The 18417-nt window shown below is 71.4% G+C and carries 14 protein-coding genes; 8 read left to right on the forward strand and 6 right to left on the reverse strand.

What is annotated here, in order from left to right; genetic code table 11:
* Nucleotides 1-152 precede the first annotated feature (152 nt).
* Genes ABD156_RS16260 through ABD156_RS16275 form a run of 4 tightly spaced genes read left to right on the forward strand, consistent with a single transcriptional unit; the run spans nucleotide 153 to nucleotide 3328 of the window.
* Nucleotides 153-1808, forward strand: a complete 1656-nt coding sequence (locus ABD156_RS16260; protein WP_344273260.1) for a hypothetical protein — start codon at nucleotides 153-155, stop codon at nucleotides 1806-1808.
* Between the two features lie 22 nt (nucleotides 1809-1830).
* Nucleotides 1831-2229: a DUF6389 family protein gene (locus tag ABD156_RS16265; RefSeq protein ID WP_344273264.1), complete on the forward strand. Its 399-nt coding sequence runs from the start codon at nucleotides 1831-1833 to the stop codon at nucleotides 2227-2229.
* Nucleotides 2226-2648, forward strand: a complete 423-nt coding sequence (locus ABD156_RS16270) for a hypothetical protein (RefSeq protein WP_344273266.1) — start codon at nucleotides 2226-2228, stop codon at nucleotides 2646-2648. The genes ABD156_RS16265 and ABD156_RS16270 overlap by 4 nt, the downstream gene beginning before the upstream one ends.
* On the forward strand, nucleotides 2645-3328 hold the full coding sequence (locus ABD156_RS16275; protein ID WP_344273269.1) for a hypothetical protein: 684 nt from the start codon (nucleotides 2645-2647) through the stop codon (nucleotides 3326-3328). Before ABD156_RS16270 ends, ABD156_RS16275 begins: the two co-directional genes overlap by 4 nt.
* A gap of 28 nt (nucleotides 3329-3356) precedes the next feature.
* Here ABD156_RS16275 and ABD156_RS16280 read toward each other — a convergent pair whose 3' ends face one another.
* Nucleotides 3357-3989 carry a transglycosylase SLT domain-containing protein gene (locus ABD156_RS16280; protein WP_344273272.1) on the reverse strand — a complete coding sequence of 211 codons (633 nt, stop codon included), beginning with the start codon at nucleotides 3987-3989 and terminating at the stop codon, nucleotides 3357-3359.
* A 130-nt stretch (nucleotides 3990-4119) separates the two neighbouring features.
* Between ABD156_RS16280 and ABD156_RS16285 the strand changes: the two genes are divergently transcribed.
* Together ABD156_RS16285 and ABD156_RS16290 are read left to right on the forward strand one after the other, a co-directional pair.
* On the forward strand, nucleotides 4120-5094 hold the full coding sequence (locus ABD156_RS16285; protein ID WP_344273275.1) for an alpha/beta hydrolase family protein: 975 nt from the start codon (nucleotides 4120-4122) through the stop codon (nucleotides 5092-5094).
* A 265-nt stretch (nucleotides 5095-5359) separates the two neighbouring features.
* Complete coding sequence (locus tag ABD156_RS16290; protein WP_344273278.1) at nucleotides 5360-9157, forward strand: nSTAND1 domain-containing NTPase; 3798 nt, start codon at nucleotides 5360-5362, stop codon at nucleotides 9155-9157.
* 48 nt (nucleotides 9158-9205) lie between these two features.
* Here the strand turns inward: ABD156_RS16290 and ABD156_RS16295 are convergent, their stop codons facing one another.
* Together ABD156_RS16295 and ABD156_RS16300 are read right to left on the reverse strand one after the other, a co-directional pair.
* A complete protein-coding gene (locus ABD156_RS16295) occupies nucleotides 9206-9673 on the reverse strand; it encodes a hypothetical protein (protein WP_344273282.1) in 468 nt (155 codons plus the stop codon).
* A 149-nt stretch (nucleotides 9674-9822) separates the two neighbouring features.
* On the reverse strand, nucleotides 9823-10755 hold the full coding sequence (locus tag ABD156_RS16300; protein WP_344273285.1) for a LysR family transcriptional regulator: 933 nt from the start codon (nucleotides 10753-10755) through the stop codon (nucleotides 9823-9825).
* Nucleotides 10756-10862: 107 nt separating this feature from the next.
* On the opposite strand from ABD156_RS16300, the gene ABD156_RS16305 reads away from it, so the two are divergent.
* The gene (locus tag ABD156_RS16305) at nucleotides 10863-11699 is read left to right on the forward strand and encodes an SDR family oxidoreductase (protein WP_344273288.1); all 837 of its coding nucleotides are present in this window, start codon (nucleotides 10863-10865) and stop codon (nucleotides 11697-11699) included.
* Here the strand turns inward: ABD156_RS16305 and ABD156_RS16310 are convergent.
* Complete coding sequence (locus ABD156_RS16310) at nucleotides 11696-15649, reverse strand: Pls/PosA family non-ribosomal peptide synthetase (RefSeq protein WP_344273291.1); 3954 nt, start codon at nucleotides 15647-15649, stop codon at nucleotides 11696-11698. The genes ABD156_RS16305 and ABD156_RS16310 overlap by 4 nt on opposite strands.
* Nucleotides 15650-16107: 458 nt before the next feature.
* Between ABD156_RS16310 and ABD156_RS16315 the strand changes: the two genes are divergently transcribed.
* Nucleotides 16108-16680 carry a TIGR03086 family metal-binding protein gene (locus tag ABD156_RS16315; RefSeq protein WP_344273293.1) on the forward strand — a complete coding sequence of 191 codons (573 nt, stop codon included), beginning with the start codon at nucleotides 16108-16110 and terminating at the stop codon, nucleotides 16678-16680.
* 89 nt (nucleotides 16681-16769) lie between these two features.
* Here ABD156_RS16315 and ABD156_RS16320 read toward each other — a convergent pair whose 3' ends face one another.
* Both ABD156_RS16320 and ABD156_RS16325 read right to left on the reverse strand, forming a co-directional pair.
* Nucleotides 16770-17300, reverse strand: a complete 531-nt coding sequence (locus tag ABD156_RS16320; protein WP_344273297.1) for a hypothetical protein — start codon at nucleotides 17298-17300, stop codon at nucleotides 16770-16772.
* A 115-nt stretch (nucleotides 17301-17415) separates the two neighbouring features.
* The gene (locus ABD156_RS16325) at nucleotides 17416-18030 is read right to left on the reverse strand and encodes a hypothetical protein (RefSeq protein ID WP_344273300.1); all 615 of its coding nucleotides are present in this window, start codon (nucleotides 18028-18030) and stop codon (nucleotides 17416-17418) included.
* Nucleotides 18031-18417 lie beyond the last annotated feature (387 nt).

Below are 18417 nucleotides of genomic sequence, written 5' to 3' on the forward strand. Positions count from 1 at the left end.
AATTATCTTGTCGATAATTTTCCCTTCTCGAAATGACGGGCCGGAGAATGTAACGCCTGGTGTTTCCCTCTCGATTACGAGGCATCGCGGGGCGGCCGGGTCTCTGCCGCCCAGAAATGATCAGTCGAACGAATCCCGGGGATGGGAAACGCATGTCGGCAGAAAATGATGTCCGCCTCGGCGATTCCGAGGTTTCCGTGCCCGAGGAACGCCGGCGGGTGCGGTGGCCGCTGCTGACAGTGACCGGAGTTGTCCTGCTGGGCCTGTACTCCTGGTGGCTCGGGCCGGTCGCGCTCGTGGCGCCGTGGGACAATTTCATCCTGCTCGACGGCGGGTACCGGATCGCGCAGGGGCAGGTTCCGGGAACCGATTTCTCGAACGCCATCGGCCCGCTGGTCTATATGCTGACTTCGCTCGGCATGAAGATGCAAGCGGTTCCTTCGCTTGCCGCAGTCACGTACGGCTGTTTGCTGTTTCTCCCGGTCGCGGCGGTGCTCGCCGGATACGTTTCCCATCGGCGGTTGCCCGGCGGGTATGCGACAGGATTCACCGTCTTCATGGCCTTGCTGGTCATTTCCGTCCGGCCGCCGGGCTACTCGCCGGGCACCACGACCTACGCGATGCTCTACAACAAATTCGGCTGGCTGCTCTACTCCGCGCTTCTGCTCGCCGTGCTGCTTCGGCCGCGCACCCGGCGGCCGCACGCCGACGGTGCCGTCCTCGGCGTGCTGCTCGGGCTGCTCGCCTACGACAAGGCGAACTTCTTCCTGATGGGCGTGGTCGCGGTAGTGCTCGGGTTGTTCCTGCGGACCCTCGTCGCGCGGGAGCTGCCTGGCCTGGCCGGCGGTTTCGGGCTGATCGTGGCGGTGTTCTGGCTGGGTTTCGGGATCAGCCCGATCGGCTACGCGGGCGACGTCGCGACGGCGTTCGCCGCACAGGGCAGCGGAAAGCGGCTGAGTCTCCTGCTGCACGCCGTCGCGTACAACGCTCCGGTCGGCGCGCTCGCCTTGCTCGTCGTGGCCGGTCTCTTCTTCCTCGCCCGACGGCGCGGAGATTCGGCGCGGCCGTGGCGTCTTCTCTTGATCACCTTGTTCGTGCTCGGTTCGAGCGTCGTGATCTCCGCCGCGGACAGCCCGGAAAAGTCCGACCTCGCCGCGCTGGTCGTCATCCCGCTCGTGCTCGTGGCGGTCTTGAAACCGGAGCTGCCGCGCTGGACCGGAGGGGACGGCGGCCGCCGGATTCCGGTGCCGTTGCTCGCCGGGCTCGTCTTGCTGCTCGTGGTGACGACGGCGCCGATCGCCGGGAAAGACGCGCTGGCGCTCGGCATCAGCGCGGCACGCCAGGATGTGGTCGCCGTTCCTCCGCCGTCGCAGCGGATCGCCAGCCCGCACCTCGGCGACTTCGTCGTCCCGGCCGACGCGACGTGGCAGACCGCGTACCGCAATGCCGCCGAGGTCCCGGCCATGCTGGACGACGGTCTCGCGTTGCTGCGCCGCCACGTCCGGCCCGGCGATCGCGTGGCGAGCATGTCCTTGGCCAACCCCTTCGCGTTCGCGCTCGATCTGGCGCCGGTGACCGGCGGCCCGCTTTGGTGGGACCTGGAGATCAGCTTCGACGAACGCACCCACCCGGCGGCCGACCAGGTATTCCGGGACGCGCAGTGGGTCATGGTGCCGAAGCTGCGGGCCGGACAGGGCTGCTGCCAGGACACTGTCGAGGCGATGACCCGGATCTACGGCGGCTATCTGGCGCAGCACTTCCGGGTGGCCGAGTCCACAGCGGACTGGACGCTTCTGACCCGTTCCTGACCTTCGGCGATAAGCTCGCCCCGTGGACACGGGTGACTACCGGGCCGCGGTGACCGGAATCCTCGGCGTCGCGGCGCAGGAAATTTCCGCCAGGCTCGAGAAATTCTGGGCCGCGGCGGGCGCCGACGGCATCGTGATCGACGTCTTCGTCGATCAGGACGGCGAAGGCCCGTTCGACGTGTGGGCCCGCTTCGAGGGGCGCGACGCGTTCGCGCTCGACCGGCGGTTCGACGACGGTCGGCATCTTTTCGGGGTGGTGTGGGGCGAAGACGGCTGGGCGCCCGAGGTTCCGCCGCGGCCGCGCGGCTGGACGCGCGACGACCTCGAAGCGGCTGTCGTCGACGTCGTCACGCAGTGGATCACGCCGTTGATGCCCGCTGGCGCGCCCGAGGGGTTCTGGCGGATCGGAACCGCCGCGTGAGCACGGTGCTTCCGGACCGCCTGTCCTTCCGGACTGTCTACGGCGGACCGGCGATCCCGCTCGACGTGATCTCCGAACTGACCCGGATCCGCGCCGAACTCAGCCGGCTCGAATGGCAGTTCGACTTCGACCTGTTCGTGACCGTCGGCGGCGACCTCTCTGTCGTCACCGAGCCGACCGGACTGCGTCGGCCCCGGGTCATGCTCGCCAAGCGCACTGTGAGCGGAGAGCTTCGCTTCAACAGCGAGGAAGCGCTGCAGACGACGGATCCAGCCGCGCTGCTGCGCCCGGCCGTGCATGCCGCGCTCGACGAACTCGTCACACGCGTAGCGGCGCGCGTTCCCGACTTCGACGCGGAATCCGAGCGAGCCCGGTTCGCCTTCCTTCGGGACAACGCCTCAGGTGCGGCGCCATCATGACGTGCCCGGACATCGTGACCTACGACGGTCTTCCGGCTGCTTCGGGAGGCGCGCACGCGCTGCGCATCCGCAAGCCCTCGGCGGCCCACGCGAAAGTGCGCGCGTTCCTCGACGCCTGCACGGAACCTGTCGGCGCATCGGCGTTGACCTTCCAGCTCTGGGCAGGCGGGCCCGGCGAGCGGACCCAACGCTGGCAGGAAATCGCGGCGGAGCTGCTCGGCGGGCCGAGGCGAACTGTGCGCACGCACCGGGAATGGGGCGTCCGGGAGGACAGCGTGCGCGCGGTTCTCGATGCGCTCGACGCCGCTGGGCCGGAGGACGTCACGCAATACAGTCGGTCCCTTGCCTGCCTGGTGCTGAACATTCCCGTGCGTCTGGTCGACGCGGGCACACGCGAACCGTACGCCGGAGTGTCCACTGAGGACACCGCTGGGTTCGCGGTCGACGGATACGGCCGGACGCTCGGCGCCTCCGGGGTGCGGGCGACGATCGGCTCCGCGTCCTGCTCGCTGTCGCTGTGGCTTTCGTTCCCGGGTGACGACCGGTTGGATGCCGCGGCCGCCCAGGTGCGGGAGAATGCCCCGGTGCGGCTCTCGGCCAAGCACTGGCGACGCTGGACGCCGCGCCGCGACGGCACCGGGTACCGGTCGGTCAAAATCCCTTCGCCGGACGTCAGGTGAGTGCCGGCCCGCCGGGACGCGAATCCGTTCAGGACTCGCCGAGCGCCTGGCCGGCCTTTCCCCAGTTCCCGCGCAGTGTGTCCAAATAGGACTGTGCCTGCGGGCCGGGTTTGGTCCCGCGCGCGAAGGTCTTCATCGCGCCGGGCCCGGCGTTGTAGCCGAGCGCGAGGAGCTCGTCGGAGGTGATCGAGCCGGATCGGTGCGAGGGCAGCTGCGCGGCCAGGTCGTGCAGGTACCAGGCTTCAGCCTGGATGGCCAGGTCCGGATCGTCGGGCAGCTGGTCCCAGGCGCGCCCGGCGAACGCCCTGCCCTTCTTCGTGGCGTCGAAGGTCGCCTCGTGCATGTTCGCGACCCCGAACGCGGCTCCCGGTTTCATCCGCTGCCAGGCGCGCTCGAGACCAGGGTCGTGCGGTTTGTACGACTCGTTGAACAGGATCGCCATGACCAGCCGCGGCGACACCCCGGCCTCCTGCGCGCGCTTCCGGGCCGTCGGGGCGAACTTCGCCGTGTCCTGGCTTCCGCTGAGCGAGGGGGCCGACGTCGCGGAAACCGGCGTCTTCGGGGCCGCCGGTGCGGATTCCGGCTGGCTGGTGGCGCCAGTGCAGGCGGCGAGGCACAATCCCGGCACCGCCGCCGCCAGCCATCTTCGCCAATTCCGCATCGTGTCCGCCTTTCCTCCGCCTCGATGCTTCCACCTTGGCAGAAGTCGCCGTTCGGCGGCCAAGTTCGCGAAGCGACCGGCCCGGCCGACGCTCATGAGTCCTTGACACTTCTTCGGCACCCTGTGCGCCATGAACTTCCTTCGCACGGCCCTCGCCGTACTGGCGCTGGCCTTGGTGACCATCGCGGCACCGCAGGCGTCCGCGGCGCAGGGCGTCGGCGTCGTCGAGTACAACCTCGGCGATCAGGCTTTCCGCGACCCCACCGTGTCCGTGCCGATGGAGCTGGCCGCCGTCGTGCACTATCCGCGCGACCTCGGCGCCCGCCCGCATCCGCTGATCGTCCAGGAGCACGGCAGCTGGTGGAGCTGCCAGGACCCGGTCGCGAAAACCCCGGGCGGCGACTGGCCCTGCCCGCCGGGACAGCGGACGCTGCCGAGCTACCGCGGCTACGACTACCTCGGCGAGAAGCTGGCCGAACGCGGCTTCGTCGTCGTGTCGATCAGCGCCAACGCCATCAACGCGCACGTCCTCGGCGACGAGGGCTACTTCGCCCGCGCCCACCTGGTCAACAAGCACCTGCAGCTGTGGCGCGACCTCGCCCGCGGCGAAGGCCCCCTGGCGAGCACTCTCGGGCGGTTCCGCGGACATGTCGACCTCTCGCGCGTCGGAACGATGGGCCATTCCCGCGGCGGCAAGGGAGTGATGTGGCAGGCCTCCGACAAACACACGCCGGAATGGCCCGCCGGCGTGCGGATCCGCGCGGTCGTCCCGCTCGCGCCGGTCTACTTCAACTCGACCGAGGACGACAACAGCGACGTCCTGGTCACCCGGGTGCCGTTCAAGGTCGTAGTCAGCAGCTGTGACGGCGCTGTCGGCACGGTAGGCCTGCAGTACGTCAAGGACGCCAAGGGAAAGAACCCCGACGTCAGCTCGGTGACGCTCGCCGGCGCGAACCACAACTTCTACAACACCGAATGGTCGCCCGGCAAAATCGGCGGCGAGGACGACGCGCCCGCGAGCTGCGTCGGCAAGCTGACACCGGCTCAGCAGCGCGGCGACGCGGTCCGCGAGATCGTGTCGTTCTTCTCCAGCCGCCTGCGGTAAGGGCTGAAGCAACTCGGGAAGAATTGCTGATCCGGCAGCGAAGCATGCATTCGGCCGCGGAAAAGAGCGAGAACGCTTCGTCTGGCTGCATATTCGACACATCAGCCGATCTCGCCATTTGAGGCCCCAAGATCGCCCCGAATCTCCGCGCGTCCTGACCGTTCGCGCGGAGATCTTGGTAAGGCAACAGTGTTGTCTGCCGCCGGAAAGCTGGACGGTGCACAACGCGGCTGTCAACAATGGCATCGGTCGAGGGAGCGTGACGGTGCCGCGTAGTGAGCGCCCGCTGGACGCGGAGGACAGCGCGCTGGGGAGGTTCGCCGCTGGGCTGCGCCGGTTGCGGGACAAAGCGGGCACTCCCACCTACCGCGAGCTCGCCGGGCGGGTGAACTACTCGGTGGCCGCGTTGTCGACGGCCGCGAGCGGCCGCCGGGTGCCCAGTCTGGTGGTGACGCTGGCTTACGTGCGCGGCTGCGGCGGCGACGTCGAGGAGTGGCGCGAGCGCTGGCACGCCCTGGTCGCCGAGATCGCCGCCGAGCGGTCCGCCGGGCCGGAGGAGGAGCGCGAGCCGGGAGAGCGGGCGCCGTATCTGGGGCTCGCCGCGTTCCAGGCGGCTCAGGCGGACCGGTTCTTCGGCCGGGACCGGGTGGTCGAGGAACTGGCGGACCTGGCGGCGCGGCGCCGGTTCACCGGGGTGTTCGGCGCCTCGGGCTCGGGCAAGTCCTCGGTGCTGCGGGCGGGGCTCGCGGCGCGGGCCGGGCGCGGCGGCAGTCCGGTGGTGGTGCTGACCCCGGGCGCGTGTCCGGTGGAGGAGTTCGCGGTCGCGCTCGCCGGGCCGACCGGGCGATCCGCGCCCGCGCTGCGGGCCGAACTCGCCGCCGACCCGGCGCACGCGCGTCTGCTGATCCGGCAGGCGATGGCGGACCGGCCGTCCGATGTGGACCTGCTGCTCGTCGTGGACCAGTTCGAGGAAGTCTTCACGCTCTGCCGTGCCGAGGACGAGCGGGAGTGGCTGATCGACGCGCTGGTCGCCGCGGCATCCGGGCCGACGAGCAGGGCTCGCGTCGTCATCGGGGTCCGGGCGGATTTCTACGGGCACTGCGCCCGCTATCCCGCGCTGGTGGACGCGCTGCGCGGCGCGCAGGTGCTCGTCGGGCCGATGACCCCGGAGGACCTGCGGGAAACGATCACCCGGCCCGCCGCGGCCGCGGGGTGCATGGTCGAGGCGGCGCTCGTGTCGCGGCTGGTCGCGGACGCGGTCGGCAGGCCCTCGGTGCTGCCGCTGGTTTCGCACGCGCTGCTGGAGACCTGGCGGCGGCGAAGCGGCGCAACGCTGACCGTGGCCGGGTACGAGGCGGCAGGCGGGATCGAGCACGCGGTCGCCCGCACCGCCGAGACGGTCTACACCGCACTGACCGAGCGGCAGCGGGAGATCGCGCGGCGGCTGTTCGTGCGGTTGACAGCGCTGGGCGAGGGGACTGAGGACACCAAGCGCCGGGTCGACCTGGCCGAAGTGGACACCGGCGAGGACGACGCCGCGGTCCTCGAAGTGCTGGCTGCGGCTCGGCTGCTCACCATCGACCGCGAAACCGTCGAGATCACCCACGAAGCGCTGATCCGGAACTGGCCCCGGCTGAGCGACTGGCTCGCCGAAGACCGCGACGGGCTGCGCGTGCACCGGGAACTGACCGAGGCGGCCAAGGCGTGGGAGTCGGTCGACCGAGACCCCGGCGCCCTCCACCGCGGCACCCGGCTCACCCTCGCCGACGACTGGGCGCGCGACCACGGCGGAGCGCTGAATCCGGCGGAACGGGAATTCCTCGCCGCCAGCCTGGCCGCGCGGGCCCGGGAACAGGCCGCGGTGCGCCGCCGGACCCGCAGGCTGCAGCAGTTCGCCGGGCTGCTCGCGGTGCTGTTGCTGCTCGCCGCCGGGGCCATCGTGGTCGCGGTGCGGGCGGAGAACACCGCAACCGAACGGCGCGACACCGCGCTCGCCCGCAAGGCGGTCGGGGACGCCGCCGCGATCCGTGCGACCAATCCGGCGCTCTCGGTGCAGTTGAGTCTCGCCGCGTACCGGCTGGCTCCGATGCCGGAGACCCGCGACGGCCTGCTCAGCACGTTGGCGACGCCGTACGCCGCGAGGATCACCGCGCACACCGACCGGGTCTACTCGGCGAGCTACAGCGAGGACGGGCGCCTGCTCGCCACCGCGAGCGCCGACCGCACGGTACGGCTGTGGGACGTCGCCAATCCCTTCCAGCCCCGGCAGCTGGGCACGATCGGCGACAACACCGGTGCGGCACGGTTCCGGCCGGGCGGCCGGGTGCTCGCCACCGCGGGCGCGGACCGCACGGTGCGGTTGTGGGACCTCGCCGACCCGGCTCGCCCGCGGCGGCTGACTGTCCTCACTGGACATACCTCGAACGTCACCGCCGTCTCGTTCAGCCGCGACGGTCGGCTGCTCGCCACCGGCGGCGAAACGGTGCGGCTGTGGGATCTCACCAACCTTCGCGCGCCGAGGGAAGTCGGCGCCGTCCCCGTCTCGGCGGGCTCGGTCCGCTCCGCCGAACTCAGCCCGGACGGCTCGCTGCTCGCCCTCACCGGCCCGGACCACGGCACCGCGCTGTGGAACGTGCGCGATCCGGCGCAGCCCCGCCGAATGTCCACTGTGGACGGCCAGAGCAGGTCCGCGTTCAGCCCGGACGGGCGGCTGCTCGCCACCGCCGACGACCGGGACTACTCGCCGAACCTGTGGGAGGTCAGCGATCCGGAACGCCCGCGGCGGGTGTCCGTCCTCGCTGGACACACCGCGGCCGTCACCACGCTCCGGTTCTCTCCGGACGGGAAGCTGCTCGCCACCGCCGGCGACGACAACACCGTGCTGCTCTGGGACGTCACCGACCCGGCCCGCGCGCCGCGGATCGCCGCGCTGGCCGGCCACACCAACACCGTTTACGCGCTGGCGTTCAGCCCGGACGGCAGCACACTCGCCTCCGGCGGCGGCGACCGGACGCTCCGGCTGACGGACCTCGCGGCGCTCCCGCTCGCCGACCATGCGGACACCGTCGTCTCGGCGGCGTTCTCCGCCGACGGCCGGATGATCGCCACCGCGGGCATGGACCGCACGGTCCGCCTCCTCGACGCGGCCGATCCGCTGCGACCGCGGCCGCTGGCGACGATCCGGCAGCCGGACGCGATGTTCACCGCGGAGTTCAGCCGCGACGGGCGGTCGCTGATCACCGCGAGCCGCGATCGGACCGCGCGGCTGTGGGACCTCGCCGATCCCGCCCGCCCGCGCGAGCTGAGTGTCCTCACCGGACACACGGCCGCGGTGAGCCGGGCCGTGCTGAGCCCGGACGGGCGGCTGGCGGCCACCGCGAGCTGGGACGGCACCGTGCGGTTGTGGGACCTCGCCGACCGGTCCCGGCCGCGGCTGCTGGGCGTCGCGGCCGGCCATTCCGGCGGTGCGGACGCGGTCGCCTTCAGCCCGGACGGGCGGCTGCTCGGCACCGGGGCCGAGGACGGCGTGCTCCGGCTGTGGGACGTCGCCGATCCCGGGCACCCCCGGCTCGTGTCGGCCGGAACCGGGCACGCCGACTCGATCGGCCGGCTCGCCTTCAGCCCCGACGGCAGGCATCTCGCCACCGGAAGCAACGACCACACCGTCCGGTTGTGGGATTTCAGCGACCCCAGGAGTCCCCGGACGACCGCGGTCGTCGGCGGGCACTCCGACGCGGTCTACGGGGTGGCCTTCAGCCCGGACGGCCGCCGGCTCGTCACCGGCGGCCAGGACCGCACGGTCCGGCTGTGGGACGTCGGCGATCCGGGCAAGCCGGTCGACCAGGGCGTGCTGAGCGGGCACAGCGACGGGGTGACCGGGGCGGCGTTCAGCCCGGACGGCCGGTTCGTGCTCACCGCGTCGAGCGATCACACGGTGCGGCTGTGGGAGACGAGCCCCGAGCGGGCGGCGGCGCGGGCCTGCGCGCTCGGCTACCCCCGGATCAGCCGCGCCGAATGGGACGCCTCTTTCCCCGAGCTGGACTACCGGCCGCCCTGTCCCTGAGCGCGTTGCCCTCCCCGCCCCGAGAGGAGGACAACGCGGCGCGAACCGTCAGGGAATCGGGAACGCCTGCTGGCGGCCGTCCTGCGTGAGCCGGAGGTTCTCCGACTGCACGTTCTTCTTGCGGCCGTTGTCGAACTGCAGCTCGACGTACATGGTGAACTCCCAGGTGTCGTGGCCCTTGGGGTCCATCCGGACGATGACCTGCCCGCCGGCGAAGTCGTCGCGCGAGGCGGGGTCCACGATCTCCAGCCCGAACGGGCCGTTGTCGCTGTTGTCCGGGAACCGCCCGAAATCGTTGTCGACGCGTGCGGCGATGGTCCCGTCCCGCTCCTTGACGAAGACAGTGACGTGCGAATCGCCGTCCTTGTCGTTGTCGGTGGTGTGGAACTTCACGAACGCGCCGGTCAGGTGGTCGCCGGCCCGGACTTGCGCTGTCGTGGCCGAGGCGGCCGGCGCCGCCAGCAGCATTCCCACCGCGGCGACTGCCATCGCCCTGGTGACGATTGTCCGCAACATGATTCCCCTTTCCGGACCCGTTGCCGCGGCCGTCGCGTCGACGGCCTCGGGCCCGTCCGGAGTTCGTTGTAGGGCGGCCCCGTTGTTCACCGCCGGAAAACGCAGACGTGAACAACCGGTTGTGAACAACGCGCTGGGCGGTTCGCGCATTACGTCCCGGGCCGCGCGGGATTCCGGCGGCGGTGCCGGATTTCCTCGCCGGCGTGGCGCAGAGCGGCGACCACCGCGGCGGTTTCGGCGTCCGGGTCCGGCGGGGTGACCGCGACAGTCGACCGGCCGAGCCAGGCCGGGTCGTCGACGTCGACGGTGGTCACCCCGGCCGGGATGGACAGTGCGGCGACCTCCGGCACCAGGCATACGCCCAGTCCCGCGGCGACCAGGCCGAGCCGGGCGGGCCAGCCGCGCACGGCGTGGCCGACGACCGGGTCGGCGAGAGTGGGCCAAGCCTGGAACTGGGGGTCGCCGCCGGTGCCCGACCCGGCGATCCAGGTTTCGCCGGCGAGTTCGGCGACGGGGACAGTGTCGGTGTTGGCAAGCCGGTGACCGGCGGGCACGGCGACGCACAGGCCGCCGGCGGACACGATCTCTTGCCCGAGGCCGGACAGGTCGTAGTCCGGGAGTCCGGCGCCGGCGCCGATGACGGCCAGCGTCAAGCGCCGGGCGCGCAGTTGCCGCAGGAGGGTGGGTGTCGGTCCTTCGGCCAGCGTCACTTCAAGGCCCGGATGTTCGGTGCGCAGCCGGGCCATCGCCAGGGGGACCAGGACGGCGGTCGCGGCGGGGAAGGCGCCCAGCTTGATCCGGCCGGACAAGCGGTCGTCCAGGGCCGAGAGATCCTGGTGCAACGCCTCGACGCCGGCCAGGATCCGGCCCGCGTGGTCCATCACGACGGCGCCCGCCGGGGTGAGCCGCACGCCGCGGCCTTCGCGGAGGAACAGCGCGGATCCGGTCGCCGTCTCCATCGCGGCGACCTGACGCGAGATCGCCGGTTGCGAATAGCCGAGCAGCCGCGCCGCCGCGGTGAACGATCCGGTCAGCGCGATTTCCCGGACGACCCGCAGCCCGGACACGGTTACCTCACCCATACGGCGAGCGTATGGCTTCGATCCGGAAGTGTCATCCCGCGCATGGAGTTTTGTTGGCATGCTTGAGGTTGTTGATTCCGGCAGGCTCAAACAGACAGGAGACGATCATGTCGAAAAGCTGGTTCGTGACCGGTGCTTCCCGGGGGATGGGCCGGGAACTCGTCGAGCAGGTGCTGGCGCGCGGGGACCGGGTCGCGGCCACGTTGCGCCGGCCCGAGCAGGTGGACGACCTCGCGGCGCGCTACGGCGACCGCCTCTGGGTGCGGGCGCTGGACGTGACCGACACCGCGCGGGTGCGTGCCGTCGTCGGGGAGGCGTTCGCCGCGCACGGGCGCATCGACGTCGTCGTGTCCAACGCGGGCTACGGCGTGTTCGCCACCGCCGAGGACCTGACCGACGCGCAGATCGACCAGATGATCGCGACCAACCTGACCGGCTCGATCCAGCTCGCCCGTGCGGTGGTGCCGCACCTGCGAGCGCAGGGCGGCGGGTTGCTGATGCAGATGTCGAGCATGGGCGGGCAGCTCGCGTTTCCCTCGTTCTCGCTGTACCACGTGACCAAATGGGGCATCGAGGGCTTCTTCGACGCGCTGGCCGCGGAGGTGGAGCCGTTCGGCGTCCGCACGACCCTGATCGAGCCGGGCATGGTCCGCACCGGGTTCTTCGACGCGGCGACCCGGGTGCCGGTCAGCGCGCCGTACCGAGGCGGGCCGGCCGACCAGGAGCCGATCCCGGTCGAGGAGATGACCGACAGCCAGGAACGCACGGTGGCGGGCGTCATCCGCGCCGCGGTGTCGCCGAATCCGCCGCGCCGCCTGGTGCTGGGCTCGGATGCCTGGCGGCTGATGACCGGCGCGCTGCGGGAGCGGCTGGAAGAAATCGAGGCTCAGCGGGACAACGCTGCCACCGCGGATGTCGAGGACCTGCGCGTCCGCGCGGGCTAGCCGGACACTCCCCGCGCCGGGATGCCGCGCCAAGCGGTCCCCGGGGGAAGCTGTTCTCCCTTCATCACCAGGGACATCGCGTCCACCTCCGTGCGATCGCCGACCACGCTGTCGTACAGCACCACCGACCGCGCGCCGACGCTCGCGCCGCCCCGGATGTCCACAGTGGACATTTTCATCACCCGGTCCTCGAAGAGGTGGGTCTGGAGCGAGGTCGCCGGGCCGACGCACACGTCGTCGCCGAGCCGGACCAGGTCGAATTCGGTCAGGTACGTCGTGGAGATCCAGCAGCGCTTGCCGATCCGCGCGCCGAACAGCCGAAGCAGCGGGCCCATCAGCGGGGTGCCCGCCAGCGATCCCAGCAGCGCGGGCACGGCGGCGGTTTCGTACAGCGCGGTGACGAACTCGGTGCGGCGCACGAACCGGCTCCACAGCGGTTCGACGCGCGGCCGGTACCGCCCGACGATCAGCCATTTCGCGGCGGCGACCGCGAGCACCACGGCGAACCCGCTCAGCAGGGCCGCCGCCGGGGTCACGAGGACGGCGGCGAGCACGCCGGACGATTTCCCGGCCTGCAGCTGGGCGAGCAGCACGAGATAGCCGGCCGCGGCGAGCAGGCTGCCGGGAACCACGATCCGGAAGAACTCGATGACCAGCCGTTCGACGACGCGCGGCCGGGTCGGCCGGAAGATCAGCTCGTCGGCGAACTGGCCGCTGTCCTGGCGGCGGGGGAGCCGGATCGGCGGGGTGCCGAGCCAGGACGTGCCGTCCGGGCTGCCGTCCGCTGGAGCCGCGGTGTGCACGCCGATCAGGCAGCCGTCGCCGACCGTGGCGCCGGAGCGCAGGAACGAGGCGTTGCCGAGGAACGACCGGGTCCCGACTGTCGTGCGGCCGACCGCGACCTGGCCGTGGCAGTACGTCGCGGCTCCGACCGCTGCCATGTCGGCGACGAAACTTTCCGCGCCGAGCGTGAGCAGGCCGGGGTCGAGCTGGGAGGCCGTCGACACCTCGGCGCGCGGCCCGATGCGGGCGCCGAGCGCGCGCAGCCAGCCGGGCGTGTACAGCGTGGAGTAGAGCGAGTTGGTCGCGGCGAGGCTCGCGCCGAGAAGCTTGTCCGCGATCCACTTGCGCAGCCCGAACGAGGAGGCGACGTACCGGACGCCGGGGCGGGTGACGGGAAGGACGAGCAGTTTGCCAGTGAAGACCACGAAACACACCGTGCCCGCGGTCAGCGGTCCGGCGAGCAGGCACGCCCACCATCCGCCGACAGCGCCCTGCGTGAGATACAGCCAGCTGCCGAGCGCGATGGACGGGGCGAGGAACACCAGGGGCAGCATTTCGATGCCCAGCCAGGCCGCCGCGAACCGGGCCTGCAACGCCCGGGACGGGGCCTGCCCGGCCCGGGCCCGCAACGCCGCGACGAGCGGGTCGGTCTCCGCACAACGCTGCGCGGGCGAACCGGCCCAGTACTGCCCGGCCGGGATGCGCTGCCCGGCCGTCGCGGCCGACATTTCCGCCAGGCCGGAGCCGACGTCGAGCCGGGCGCCCGGCTCGACGACCGCGTTCGCGCCGACGAACACGCGGTCGTGCAGCACGACCGGGGCGATCTCGACCCGGTTGCCCCGCACCCGCACGCTCTGCACGTGCGCGCCGTAGCCGACGCTGACGTCCTCGCCGATCGTCAGCAGCGACGGCAGGCCCAGATTCGCGGTCGCGAGCTGGCAGTGCCGGCCCACCCGGGCGCCGAGGAGCCGCAAATACCAGGGCAGCAAAGGGGATCCGCTCATCGACCCGAGCGGGGCGAGCGCCAGCAGCCCGCTGACGAGCCACACCCGGAAGTACGCGGCGCTCCACAATGGATACTCGCCCGGCCGGATCCCGCGCGACAGCAGGCGGACGCCGGCGATCGGCAGCAGGAACCGCGCGGTCAGGTACAGGACGGGCGCGATCGCGACCAGCAGCCACACGGTGCCGAGCGACAGGACGCCCGCGCTTTGCCCCAGAACCGCCGCGGCCGGTCCGCCGAGCAGCAGGAGAAGCAGGCACAGCGCACCGACCTGCGCGGTGCCCCAGCCGAACAGCCGCGCCCGGCCGACGCTCGGCTCCGCCTCGACCGGTTCGCGGGGCGAGTGCGCGGGCGCGCGGTTCTCGAATGCCTTGGCGAGCGCGCGAATCGTGGGGTGGGCGTAGACGTCGGCGACGGACGCGTCCGGGGCCACTCCCCGTTGGCGCAGCAGCGAAACCGCTCGCGCGGCCAGCAGCGAATGGCCGCCGATGTCGTGGAAGAAATCGGCGGTCACCGACACCTCGGCGGTGCCGAGCAGTTCGCCCCACACCGCGGCGATCGCCCGTTCCGCGCCGGTTTCCGGGGCCGCGGCGGCGACCGCGTGGAACCGGGTGCCGGACGGGCGGGGAAGGCGGGCGCGGTCGACCTTGCCGCTCGGCATCATGGGCAGTTCGGCGAGCGTGTCGACGTAGCCGGGGACCATCGGCGCGGGCAGCCGCCGGCGCAGGCTTTCCCGCAGCCGCGCGACGATCGCGTCCCGGTCGTGGCCGCCGCGGGTGAACGCGAGGTACGCGACGAGGTCCTCGGTCGGCGCGGCGGGATGCGGGGCGACGGCGGCGACCGCCACCTCCGCGTGTTCCATCAGGACGCTCTCGATCTCCTGGAGGTCGATGCGGTGCCCGCGGATCTTGACCTCGGAATCCGCGCGCCCGAGGTACTCGATCTCGCCGCCGGGCAGCACCCGCCCGAGGTCGCCGGTGCGGTAAAGCCTGCCCCCGCCGGTGATCCGCGGGTCGTCGAGGAACCGGTCGGCGGTCAGGTCCGGCCGGTTCAGGTAGCCGAGCGCGACGCCCGGCCCGCCGATGCAGATCTCCCCGACGGCGCCGTCCGGGACCGGCCGCCGCCGCTCGTCCAGCAGCCGGATCCGGTAGCTCGGCAGGGCGCGGCCGATGGTGACCGGACGGCCGGGGAGCAGTTCGCACCAGGTCGCGGTCACCGTCGCCTCGGTGGGACCGTAGGTGTTGAGCATCCGGCGGCCCGGCCTGCTCCACCGCTGGACCAGTTCGGCCGGGCAGGCCTCGCCGCCGACCAGCAGCGTGCGGATGCCCGGCAGGTCGCGGTCCACCGTGGCCAGCACCGTGGGCACGCAGTACAGGACCGTGACGCGGCGCCGTTCGAGGAAGTCCGCGAGGCCGGATCCGATGCGGTCCGCGCCGACCGGACCCGCGACGAGCGTGGCCCCCGCCGCCCAGGTGGGCCAGACCTCTTCGATCGAGAAATCGAACGCGATCGTCATGCCCTGGTACACGCGATCGGTGCGGCGCACGCCGTAGATGTCCGCGACGACCCCGATGAAGTTGCAGATGCTCGCCTGGCTCACCGCGACGCCCTTCGGCCGCCCGGTCGACCCCGAGGTGTAGATCACGTAGCACACCTCGTCCTCGGCCGGCCAGAGCCGGGGCCGCGCCGGGCTGGCGCTCGCCGCCTCGGCCGCGAGTTCCCCGGGCCGGAGCACCGGGCAGCGGACCTCGGCCGCGGCCGAGGCCAGTTCGGGGGCGACGAGCAGGAGGTCGAGCGCGGCGTCGGCGGCGACGTAGGCGACGCGGTCCGCGGGCGCCGCGGGATCGATCGGCACGAACGCGGCTCCGGTCTTCAGCACCGCGAGCAGGGCGACGTACATCGGCGTCGACCTCGGAATCAGGAGGCCGACCCGCCGGTGCGGGCCGATGCCCCGGCGGATCAGCGTGTGCGCGAGCCGGTTCGCGTGCTCGTCGAGCTGCCGGTAGGAGAGCCGGTCCGGTCCGCATTCGAGGGCGACGGCGTCCGGGGTCTCGTCACAGGCCCGCTCGAAGAACGCGTGCAGCCGGACCGGGCCGGGCGTGCGGCGCGGCACCGGGCGGAGCTGCGCGGTGTCCTCGAGGGAAAGCGACAGTTCCTCGCTCACAAGGCTTCCTTCTGCGGTGGGCGGCGGGGGAGAGCGCGCTGATGTGTCCTAAGCCGACAATCCGGTGATCGAACACGACGCCGCGATCCTGGCCCGCGCTGATTTCCGGGCAGCACCTGATGCCACGGTCACGTGCTCCTCGTTCGTTCGGGACCCCCAAGCGCGTCGCAGGCTATGAACGCGACGCTGTGAGAAGCCTGAGTAACCGCGATCCGGTGGCCCGCGACACAAGACAAAACGCTCAGCCGGGCATTCCGGCCGGGTGTTTTTCCCTGGTGTTCAGCAGTTGTGCACCGATTCCGGCGGTCGCGGGCGAGGAAGCCGGACGGCACGGTGCTGTTACCCGAACGGGTGGCCGAGGGGCGGGCCGGAGCTGTCCGGTCCGACCGGCGGACGCGTGCTCTGCTCGGTCGCGCGGGAGGTTTGACCTCGCCTCCGCCGGGTGGTTCAGTGGCGCGATGACAGAGCTGGCGGGGATGCTGGACGAAGCGGCCGAGGGATTCGGCGGCCTCGTTCGCGCCGTGGAGCCGGACCAGTGGCGGCTGCCGACACCGTGCCCGGACTTCACCGCGCTGGGTGTCGTGGAGCACGTTGTCGAAAGCCTGATCCAGTACGCCGATCTGGCGGACGCCAAGCGATTCGACCCCGAGCTGACCGTCGGGCTCGCCGGCGCCGACGTCTTCGCCGCCTACCGTGCCGCGGCCGTCCGGGCGGTGGGCGTGTGGTCGCGGGAAGAAGTGCTCGCCGCCGAGCATTCGCTGCCGTGGGGGCCGATGCCCGGCCGCGCCGTGCTCGGCTATCTGGTGCTGGAACACGTCGTGCACGGCTGGGATCTCGCCACCGCCACCGGGCAGGAAAGCCCCTTCGGCGACGCACTGGTCCAGGCCGCCGACGGCATCGCGCGCGGGCTCAGCGAGCAGGATCTGCGCCAGCCCTACATGTTCGCCGTCCCGGTGCGCGTGCCCGGCGACGCGCCGCTGCTGGACCGCCTCGTCGGCTTCCTCGGCCGTCGTCCGTCCACTGTGGACTGACGGGGTTTTCGCAGGCTGCGAAGCTGCTTCCGGACGGTGGAATGCGCCCCGCCGCGAGGGCGTCGGCGGGGCGCGGACGGGCCGGCAAGTCAGTTCTGGTGGTGGACCAGGGTCGCGCCGGTCCGGAAGTCGTCCAGGAACGCGGTGATCTCCTTGTGGCGCAGCACGCAGGTGTAGCCGGGATCGTGCTCGATCTTCACCTGGACCGGGAATTTGGCGGTTCCGGCGACGGTGCCGTTTTTGATCGGGTAGTCCGCCGTGGTCAAGCCGGTCGCGGACGCGTGGACATCGAGAGTCGTCTCGCCGTTCGTGCAGAAAGCTTTCACGTCGGCGGTCAGTTTGGTGGAAATCGTGGTCGTGCGGCCTCCCAACGCCACATTCACTTCTCGGAACGTGACTGTGGCGACGGTGCCGTCCCAGCCGACGACGGTGGCCTCCGGCACGAAATGCGCGTCGGCCGCCAGCGCGGCGGGGGAGCCGGCGGCCAGGAGTGCCGTCGCGGTCGCGGCGGCTATCGCGAATCTCGCCGGATTCCGCCAAGCCGCGCCGGGCGATCCGCGGTCGTGCGAGGTTCCGGGCCGACGGCTGGCGAGCAGTGCGCGAGGTTCCGTGAAAAGCATGCCGACTCCTTCGGTGCTCGAGCGGGGAGAAATCCGGCGGCGGCCGGCGCCAGGGGAGGCGTCGCGCCGGCCGCCGCCGTCGCCGGCACGTCGGAGGGCCGGCGGCGAGTCCCGGTCAGACCTGCTGGAAGTCCACCGGGACGTCGTTGTTGTTCTGGTCCTTGGCGCCGCCGGACGCGCCGTTGACGACCGTGAAGTCCTTGGTCGTCCCGTTGAACTGCAGCCGCAGCGTCTCGAAACCGATCCGCAGGGACGAAACGCCCCGCAGGTTGGCGGCCGCGACGTGGAACTTGAGGTCGATGTTGACGTCGATCAGCTGCTCGTTGCGGTAGGTCTCCTTCAGCACGCTCCGGCTGCTGTCGTGCTTGAAGCTGAAGACCCACACCTTCCAGCTGTCCGAGGACGGAAGGTTGTAGACCTGGTACAGGGCCTTGAAGTTGTAGCTGCGCAGCCTGCCGTGGATCTCTCCTTCGAGATCGAAGCCCTGCGACTGGATGACGAGCTTCTGGAAGGTGCTGAAGCCGTGGAACGCGGTGATCGGGTCGTCGGCCGGGGTCGCGGCTCTGGCCCCGGTATTCGCGAGAACGAGGTCGAACGGGCCCTGGGTCACGTCGATCACCGAGGAACGCGGCGCGGCGGAAGCCGCCGTCACTCCCGTGGTCAGCGCCATGACGCCGACCGCGATCGCCACCGCCGCCCGGGCGCATGCCTTCCAGGCACGATTTTCCATGTCCGTCTCTTTTCTGTTCCTGTCCGGTTTGGGGCACGTTTCGGGAATTGGGCATTCGACGGCGCGAGGCCGCCGCCGAAACACCTCATCAGGAGGTACTGGACGGAGACTGGACGGCCATTGGACTGCGGATCGCGGCCGGAAACGGGGAGTCCGCAACGAGATCCGGGAAAGCGGTCGCCCGCACCGGCGATTCGCGGAGAGTCCACAAAGGACTGCGCGCGACCGGGAAATGGTCTTCCGTGACGGCGGACGGCCCTGGCGTGCACCCGGCTGTCGGCGGTATTTTAGCCCGGGCGGAGCCACTTTCTTGTGTGCCGGCCGCCGAACCCATTACGTTTGTCCTGCAGCCGAGAGCGTTCTGGCGCGCAGCCGACAGCTGGGGGC

It is taken from the genome of Amycolatopsis albidoflavus (genome assembly GCF_039525725.1).
GTDB lineage: Bacteria > Actinomycetota > Actinomycetes > Mycobacteriales > Pseudonocardiaceae > Amycolatopsis > Amycolatopsis albidoflava.

What these genes read in the sequence shown, in the direction of transcription:
- ABD156_RS16285 (WP_344273275.1), top strand. Translation starts at nt 4,120, where the DNA reads ATGAACTTCCTTCGCACGGCCCTCGCCGTACTGGCGCTGGCCTTGGTG.
- ABD156_RS16315 (WP_344273293.1), top strand. Translation starts at nt 16,108, where the DNA reads ATGACAGAGCTGGCGGGGATGCTGGACGAAGCGGCCGAGGGATTCGGC.
- ABD156_RS16295 (WP_344273282.1), bottom strand. Translation starts at nt 9,673, where the DNA reads ATGTTGCGGACAATCGTCACCAGGGCGATGGCAGTCGCCGCGGTGGGA.
- ABD156_RS16320 (WP_344273297.1), bottom strand. Translation starts at nt 17,300, where the DNA reads ATGCTTTTCACGGAACCTCGCGCACTGCTCGCCAGCCGTCGGCCCGGA.
- ABD156_RS16325 (WP_344273300.1), bottom strand. Translation starts at nt 18,030, where the DNA reads ATGGAAAATCGTGCCTGGAAGGCATGCGCCCGGGCGGCGGTGGCGATC.
- ABD156_RS16280 (WP_344273272.1), bottom strand. Translation starts at nt 3,989, where the DNA reads ATGCGGAATTGGCGAAGATGGCTGGCGGCGGCGGTGCCGGGATTGTGC.
- ABD156_RS16300 (WP_344273285.1), bottom strand. Translation starts at nt 10,755, where the DNA reads ATGGGTGAGGTAACCGTGTCCGGGCTGCGGGTCGTCCGGGAAATCGCG.
- ABD156_RS16260 (WP_344273260.1), top strand. Translation starts at nt 153, where the DNA reads ATGTCGGCAGAAAATGATGTCCGCCTCGGCGATTCCGAGGTTTCCGTG.
- ABD156_RS16275 (WP_344273269.1), top strand. Translation starts at nt 2,645, where the DNA reads ATGACGTGCCCGGACATCGTGACCTACGACGGTCTTCCGGCTGCTTCG.
- ABD156_RS16305 (WP_344273288.1), top strand. Translation starts at nt 10,863, where the DNA reads ATGTCGAAAAGCTGGTTCGTGACCGGTGCTTCCCGGGGGATGGGCCGG.